The sequence below is a fragment of the Streptomyces sp. NPDC003456 genome (assembly GCF_042878735.1).
Lineage (GTDB): Bacteria > Actinomycetota > Actinomycetes > Streptomycetales > Streptomycetaceae > Streptomyces.
Map to the genome: position 1 here is coordinate 143,614 of NZ_JBIAOK010000010.1, position 6,001 is coordinate 149,614.

Annotated in this window: 7 protein-coding genes; all 7 read right to left on the reverse strand. The window is 71.6% G+C overall.

Annotated features, from left to right (window positions below; all coding sequences use genetic code 11):
- Window positions 1–14: 14 nt before the first annotated feature.
- Window positions 15–1,076 (reverse strand): NAD-dependent epimerase/dehydratase family protein, encoded by a 1,062-nt coding sequence (locus ACFYWG_RS32945; RefSeq protein WP_389204442.1) that lies wholly within the window; start codon window positions 1,074–1,076, stop codon window positions 15–17.
- A gap of 200 nt (window positions 1,077–1,276) precedes the next feature.
- The gene (locus ACFYWG_RS32950) at window positions 1,277–1,375 is read right to left on the reverse strand and encodes a 30S ribosomal protein bS22 (RefSeq protein WP_003948845.1); all 99 of its coding nucleotides are present in this window, start codon (window positions 1,373–1,375) and stop codon (window positions 1,277–1,279) included.
- Window positions 1,376–1,528: 153 nt separating this feature from the next.
- A complete protein-coding gene (locus ACFYWG_RS32955) occupies window positions 1,529–1,741 on the reverse strand; it encodes a helix-turn-helix domain-containing protein (RefSeq protein ID WP_157842153.1) in 213 nt (70 codons plus the stop codon).
- Between the two features lie 129 nt (window positions 1,742–1,870).
- Window positions 1,871–2,686: a phosphatase gene (locus ACFYWG_RS32960; protein WP_389204443.1), complete on the reverse strand. Its 816-nt coding sequence runs from the start codon at window positions 2,684–2,686 to the stop codon at window positions 1,871–1,873.
- A 134-nt stretch (window positions 2,687–2,820) separates the two neighbouring features.
- Window positions 2,821–3,993, reverse strand: a complete 1,173-nt coding sequence (locus ACFYWG_RS32965; protein ID WP_376331356.1) for an acetoin utilization protein AcuC — start codon at window positions 3,991–3,993, stop codon at window positions 2,821–2,823.
- On the reverse strand, window positions 3,944–5,164 hold the full coding sequence (locus ACFYWG_RS32970) for an MFS transporter (RefSeq protein ID WP_389204444.1): 1,221 nt from the start codon (window positions 5,162–5,164) through the stop codon (window positions 3,944–3,946). The genes ACFYWG_RS32965 and ACFYWG_RS32970 overlap by 50 nt, the downstream gene beginning before the upstream one ends.
- An 86-nt stretch (window positions 5,165–5,250) precedes the next feature.
- Window positions 5,251–5,895 (reverse strand): HAD family hydrolase, encoded by a 645-nt coding sequence (locus tag ACFYWG_RS32975; RefSeq protein ID WP_376331353.1) that lies wholly within the window; start codon window positions 5,893–5,895, stop codon window positions 5,251–5,253.
- Window positions 5,896–6,001: the final 106 nt, after the last annotated feature.

The window sequence follows — 6,001 nt, forward strand, 5'->3', positions numbered from 1 at the left end:
CGTTGCTGCGCTCCTCAGTTGGCGCTCTGCGTCGGGAGGTGGTCGCCGCCCGCGAGGGGCAGCGCGGCGATCCGGTCGACGGTCCCCGCGAGGGCCTCCGGCGGAAGCAGTCCGGGACTCTGGCTGCGGGCGAAGTCCGCGAACGTCTCCGCGGTCGTGTACTTGGGCTGGAATCCGAGCGTCTCGCGCATCTGGCCCGTGGACACGACCCTGCCGTGGGTCAGCAGCCGGATCTGCTCGGGCGAGAAGTCCGACATCCCCAGCGTACGCACCAGCGAGCCCGCCCAGGTGACCGCGGGGAGCAGCAGGGGCACGGTGGGGCGGCCCAGGCGCCGGGAGCACTGGGAGAGCAGCAGCACGCCGTCTCCGGCGATGTTGAAGGTGCCGCTGTTGAGGGTGCCGCGCCGCGGCTCGTGGGAGGCGAGGCGCAGCACCTCGACCACGTCGTCCTCGTGCACGAACTGCAGCCGCGGGTCGTAGCCGAACACGGTGGGCAGCACGGGCAGGGCGAAGTACGAGGCGAGCGGGGTGTCCGCGGTCGGGCCGAGGATGTTGGCGAAGCGCAGCACGCACACCGCCACGTCGGGCCGCCGGCGCGCGAAGCCCCGGACGTAGCCCTCGACCTCGCAGGTGTCCTTGGCGAAGCCGCCGCTGGGCAGCGACTTGGGCGGGGTCGTCTCGGTGAAGACGGCCGGGTCGCGGGGCGCGGAGCCGTAGACGTTGGTGCTGGACTTCACGACCAGCCGCTGCACCGCCGGGGACTTCTGGCAGGCACCGAGCAGCTGCATGGTGCCGATGACGTTGGTCTCCTTCAGGGAGGCCCGGTTGCCGCTGCCCAGCGGGGTGCCCGTCACGTCGAGGTGGACGACCGTGTCGGCGCCCGTCTCGGCGAGCACCCGCGCGATGCCGGGCTGGCGGATGTCGGCCTGCACGAAGTCGGCGCCGCCCAGGTGGTGCTCGGGCGGTACCGCGTCCACGGCGACGACCCGGTCGACGTCGGGGTCACGCTGGATCCGCCGGACGAACCGGCCCCCCAGCTGGCGGGCCACTCCGGTGACGAGCACGACCTTGCCCAAGATCAGCGCCTTCCTTAGAAACGTCCTGTCCCGCCGCGTTCCCCCGTGGGGCCAACTTAGCGGGTCGGCGTGGCACTGTGATGACCGCCGGCTGCGCGAAGTGACAGATGCCAGCCGGACGCAGGAGCCGGACATGCGTGTGGCCCCCCACCGACGGTGGGGGGCCACAGCAACGCTCTCGCGTCGTCCGCGTCGCGACCTTACTTCTTGTTGCGACGCTGAACGCGCGTGCGCTTGAGCAGCTTGCGGTGCTTCTTCTTAGCCATCCGCTTGCGCCGCTTCTTGATAACAGAGCCCACGACTACCCTCGCTCACTTCTCATCACTCGGTGTTTGGGCGCCATGGGCCCATACGACCTACGAGGGGCCAGCCTACCCGCCCGAGCGCTGAGGTCGTAATCGAGGGGCCGGGGAGATCCCCAAGTGCCTTGCGGGGCCTCCCCGCCCCAGCCGTCAGGCGGTGTCCACCCCCACGTAACTCTCGCGGAGGTACTCGTGAACCGCTTGCTCGGGGACGCGGAAGGACCGCCCCACCCGGATCGCGGGCAGATGACCGCTGTGCACCAGCCGGTACACGGTCATCTTCGACACTCGCATCACCGAGGCGACTTCCGCCACGGTAAGGAACTGAACCTCGTTCAGAGGCCTCTCGCCAGCTGCAGCCATGACACACCTGAACCTTCCGCACTCGACGGCCACCGGCTTCCCCTTCCGGTGACTCTTCGTCGCTGCGTGCTCACTCCCCAATGTAGGGGCGGGTGATGCGAGTGGGGAAGAGGTGCACCCATCGGCGGCCTACTGTGACAGACACGCCCGATTGAGTACGTAGCGGGTCAGCGGCAGGTAGTAATCGGACCGCACGCCGTCATCGAGGGGAACGGCGACGGACACGGACCCCTCGGCCTCCCCCACGAACAGCGCCGGGTCGTCCGAATCGGCCGGCCCGATGGCCTCGAACCCCAGCTGACCTGCCCCGCAGACCCAGCCGTGGTCGCCGATCACCAGCTCCGGGAGCGGCCCGCCACCCTCCGCGGCGGCGGCCAGCGCGGTGCGTACCGGGAGAGGTGAGTGCGTATGTGCGCCGGGCTCACAACCGGGGCGTTCGGGGGCGGGGGTCCGCACGAGCGCGACTCCCCGTACGTAGTCGAGGGTGAACGTGCGTAGGCCGAACCGGGTCGTTATGTCGACACAGCGACCCTGCGCCGGTGTGAGGACGGCACATCCCGCCGCCGACAAAGCGTCTGCCAGAGCGGCGTAGAAGCCGAGCAGCCGGTGCGGGTGCCCGGTGCCGAGCAGCACCGGGGCGCCCCGCCGCGCGGCGTCGCCCAGCCGGTCCGCGAAGGCGTCCAGGGCCGCCACGGTCCGGGCCGGGTCGATCACGTCCTGGCCGGAAGTACACCGCTGATCGGCCGAAACCCCACACCGGTCCGCCATCAGCTCCAGCAGTTCCCGCTGCTGCCAGGCACCCTCCGGATCGATGCCGAGCAGCACGCGGGGGTCCCGGGCCGCGAAGAGCCGGTAGCGCCGCAGGCTACCCTCCCGGGACGTCGCCACGGTCCCGGCCAGCCGCGCGCCCAGGAGGTGCGCGCGAAGAGCTTGCGGGGTCAGCACGAGGAGATGGTGCGCGACGGCCCCCGCGCCTGTCCCGGGAACGCCCGAACACCCCACGGTCGGCCTACACCGGCCCGTACGGCGCCCTGCCACCACCCCGCGCCGCGGTGCCCTCAGGGCCCGCCCGCCGCCGCTCAGGCCAGCAGACCCCGCAGCGGGAACACCGCGCGGCGGGCCGCCAGGACCGCCTGGTCGAGCCGGTCGGCGGGGTCGTAGCCCGCCTCCCAGGCGGACCAGCCGACGGGCCAGCGCCCGTCCGTCATGCGCGCGGGCGCCAACTGCCGCGTCCTGGCGAACACTTCCTGCCGCCACCCCTCCGGGATCATCGCCTCGGGCTCCACGGCCCGGCCCGCGGCGATCGCGACCAGGTGCGTCCAGGAGCGCGGCACGACGTCCACCACCGCGTAACCGCCCCCGCCCAGGGCCACCCACCGCCCGTCGGCGTACTCGTGCGCCAGGTCGTGACAGGCCACCTGCACGGCCCGCTGCGCGTCCAGGGACACCGCCAGGTGCGCCAGGGGGTCCTCGAAGTGCGTGTCGGCCCCGTGCTGCGTCACCAGCACCTGCGGGCGGAAGTCGGCGATCAGCTCCGGCACGATCGCGTGGAACGCCCGCAGCCAGCCCGCGTCCCCGGTGCCGGCCGGCAGCGCCACGTTCACCGCCGAGCCCTGCGCGCGATCCGCCCCGGTCTCCTCCGGCCACCCGGTCTGCGGGAACAGCGTCCGGGGATGCTCGTGCAGGGAGATCGTCAGCACCCGCGGGTCCTCCCAGAACGCCGCCTGCACCCCGTCGCCGTGGTGCACGTCGACGTCCACGTACGCGACCCGCTCGGCGCCCAGCTCCAGCAACCGGGCAATGGCGAGGGAGGCGTCGTTGTAGATGCAGAAGCCGGAGGCACCGCCGGGCATCGCGTGGTGCAGACCGCCCGCGAAGTTCACCGCGTGCAGCGCCTCACCCCGCCACACGGCCTCCGCCGCCCCCACCGACTGCCCGGCGATCAGCGACGACACCTCGTGCATCCCGGCGAACGCCGGATCGTCCATGGTCCCCAGCCCGTACGCCTGGTCGGCGGCCGCCGGGTCCGCCGAGGCCGCCTTCACGGCCTCGATGTAGTCCTCCCGGTGGACGAGCCGCAGTGTCGACTCCCCGGCCGCCTTCGCGGCGACCACGTCCACCTCCCGGTCCAGCCCGAAGGCGTCGACGAGCCTCCGGGTCAGGGCCAGCCGGACCGGGTCCATCGGATGCCCCGAGCCGAAGTCATAGCCCGTTACTGCCTCGTCCCACATCAGCTGTGCGCGGCCGCTCATGCCCGCCACCGTATCGGTCCGGTTGAGGCGCGAACGAGCGGGCGTACACCAGCGTCACCAGCACCAACACCATCGGCACCAGCATGGCCCCGCGGTAGCTCCACGCGTCCCCGAGCACCCCCACCAGCGGCGAACCGATCAGGAACCCCAGGTAGTTGAAGACGTTCAGCCGCGCCACGGCCGCGTCCGACGCCCCCGGGAACAGCCTTCCGGCCGCCGCGAACGTCTGCGGCACCAGCACGCACAGGCCCAGCCCCAGCAGAGTGAAGCCCAGCATTCCGATCCACGCGCCGGGCGCCGCCGCCACCACCGCGAACCCGCCGGCCGCCACCAGCGCCCCGCCCCGCACGACCGCGACGGCCCCGAGCCGCCGCACCCCGAAGTCCCCGATCGCCCGCCCCAGCAGCGTGGTGACCATGTACACGTTGTACGGCACGGTCGCCGTCTGCTCGGAACTCCCCAGCACGTCCTGAAGGTACTTGGCACTCCAGTTGGAGACGGTCGAGTCGCCGATGTAGGCGACCGTCATCACCAGGCACAACGGCAGCAGCAGCTTGAAGACCAGCCGCTGCCCCTCGCCGGCCGGCTCGTCCGCGACCGCCACCGCACCCCGGCCGTCGTCGACGTACCACCGGCTCCCCACCAGCACGGCCGGCAGCAGCACCGCCACGACCGGCAGGTACGACACCCACAGCGCCAGATCCCAGTGCGCCCCGGCCCACGCCAGCGAGGCCCCGACGATCCCGCCCAGGCTGTAGGCGGCGTGGAAACTCAGCATGATGCTGCGCCCGTACGACCGCTGCAAACTCACCCCGAGCATGTTCATCGACGCGTCCAGCACGCCGACGGCCAGCCCGAACGCGGCGAGTGAGACGCCCAGTTCGAGCATCCGCTCCCCGGCGCCCACGCCGAGCAGCGCCAGCAGCACGACCGGCTGGGACCACCGCAGCAACCGGCTGGGCGGTATCCGCCGCACCAGCTTCTCGGTCGTCACACTGCCGATCCCGGCCAGGATCGGCACCGCCGCCAGGAAGGCGGGCAGCAGCGCGTCGGACACCCCGTACCGGTCCTGGACGGCGGGGATCCGCGTCACCAGCAGAGCGAAGGCGACTCCCTGCACGAGGAAGCTGAACGCCAACGAGGCCCGGCCGCGCCGCAGCACATCAGTCATGGCGGCGAGCGTAGGGCCCCGGACTACCCGTGGGTAGATCCGGCCAAAGATGAATTCCCCTCACGTTCCCCGGCGGCGGGCGGGGCTCATGCCAGGAGGCCGAGCAGCTCCCCCATGTCCGAGAAGAGCCCGCGGCAGCCGGCCAGCCTGTCCGCCGGCGTCATGGCGGTGAACCCGTACACGTCCATCCCCGCCGCGACGGCGGCCTGCACCCCCAGCGGACTGTCCTCGACGACGACGCACCGCTCCGGCGCCACACCCATCCGCTCCGCCGCGTACAGGAAGAGATCGGGAGCCGGCTTGCCCCGCCCCACGTCCTGGGAGCTGAAGACCCGCCCCTCGTCGAACCACCGGGCCAACCCGGTCGTCCGGTGCCCCACCCGGATCCGCTCATGGCTCCCGGACGACGCCACGCAGTACGGCACCGAGTCGGCGGTCAGCTTCTGCAGCACCTCGTCGACGCCCGCGACCGGCTGGAGATCGCGCTCGAAGGCCGCGAAGACGCGAGCATGGAAGACGTCGTCGAAGTCCTCGGGCAGCCGCCGCCCGGTCCGCTCCTCCACCAGGTCGTGGATACGGTGCATCGCCGATCCCATGTAGTCGCGCAGGGACTCCTCATACGTCGTCGGGTGCCCGAGCTCGGTGAGGTAGGCGGCCAGGTGCCGGTTGGAAATCGGCTCGCTGTCGACCAGAACACCGTCATTGTCGAAGATCACGAGTTCATAGCGCATCACTACACCCTAAACGCAGAAAACCCCCGCATCTTTCGATGCGGGGGTTTTCCCAACAATTGTTCGGCGGCGTCCTACTCTCCCACAGGGTCCCCCCTGCAGTACC